Raw genomic sequence first — 1,397 nt, 5'->3', positions numbered from 1 at the left:
TGGATCTGCTTGTCGAACATGCGCATGAGCGGCAGCGGATCCGTCGCTCCGCCGTACACGCCCGACAGGGAGATCGTGCCGCCGCGGCGGACCGCCTCGATGGCGGTGTTCAGCGCGGCCAGGCGGTCGACCCCCGCGACCTGCATGACCTTCTCCATGATCGCGTCGGGCACGATCGCGGTGGCCTTCTGCGCGAGTGCTGCCAGGGGCGAGCCGTGGGCCTCCATGCCCACCGCGTCGATGACCGCGTCCGGCCCGCGGCCGTCGGTCAGGTCGCGCACCTGCGCCACGACGTCGGCCTGCGTGGTGGTGTCGATGACCTGGACGTCGTTGCGGCGGGCGCGCGCGAGCCGCTCCGGTACGACGTCGGAGGCGATGACCTGTCCCGCGCCGAGGTGCTGGGCCACGCGCGTGGCCATGTCACCGATCGGCCCGAGCCCGAGGACGAGCACGCTGCCGCCTGGCGGGATGCCGGCGTACTGCACGGCCTGCCAGGCGGTCGGCAGGACGTCGGAGAGGTAGACGAAGCGGTCGTCGGGCGTCCCGCTCGGCACCTTGATCGGGAGCGTGTTCCCGAAGGGCACGCGGAGGTACTCCGCCTGACCGCCCGGCACCTGGCCGTAGAGCTTGGTGTAGCCGAACAGCGAGGCCCCCATGCCCTGGTCCCGGTTCTGCGTGGTCTCGCACTGCGAGAACAGGCCCTCCGCGCACATCCAGCAGGTGCCGCAGGAGATGTTGAACGGGACGACGACCCGGTCGCCGGGCTGCACCGCCGTCACCTCACGGCCGACCTCGCGCACGATGCCCATCGGCTCGTGACCCATCACGTCGCCCACGGTCATGAACGGGGCCATGACCTCGATCAGGTGGAGGTCGGACCCGCAGATGCCGCTCGAGGTGATCTCCACGATCACGTCCGTCGGGTCCTGGATGACGGGGTCGGGCACGGTGTCCACGCGGACGTCCGCGCGGCCGTGCCATGTCACTGCACGCATCTTCGGCTCTCCCTCCGACGGGCCGGGGTCGGCCCCTTCGGAGGGGGTCCTGCCCCTTGGTCCGCCGGATCGCGCGACTTTCAACAAAACGCTGCGTGGCGCTCACGCTCTGTGCGTTCGACAATACTAACGGTTGAATGACAGTCATGCGATCTTGTGGCGACGGACACAAACCCGCAGGTCACTACCCCGGTTCGCAGATCACGAACCGATCACGACGTGTTTACATGGGTTCCGCTCCTCTCCCCGGGAGTGCACGTGGAATGTCCGCAAACGGAAGTCAGGTGCATGAGCTCGCTCTACCAGGACCACCTCCTCCCGGAGGGATCGGAACCCGCCAGCGGGTCAGCTCCGACCCTCGCCCCGGCCCGCGCGATCTCGCGTACGCCGGCCGCGGAGAAG

Annotated in this window: 1 protein-coding gene; it reads right to left on the bottom strand. The window is 69.2% G+C overall.

All coding sequences use genetic code 11. The features are described 5' to 3' along the window. Positions 1–995 (bottom strand): alcohol dehydrogenase catalytic domain-containing protein (locus QZX79_RS02340; RefSeq protein ID WP_294564104.1); only part of this gene is annotated, 995 nt, incomplete at its 3' end. Positions 996–1,397 lie beyond the last annotated feature (402 nt).

The organism is uncultured Arthrobacter sp., assembly GCF_902805515.1.
Lineage (GTDB): Bacteria > Actinomycetota > Actinomycetes > Actinomycetales > Micrococcaceae > Arthrobacter_D.
The sequence above is the reverse complement of the archived record's forward strand: the minus strand, read 5'-3'. Positions and strand labels throughout refer to the sequence as shown.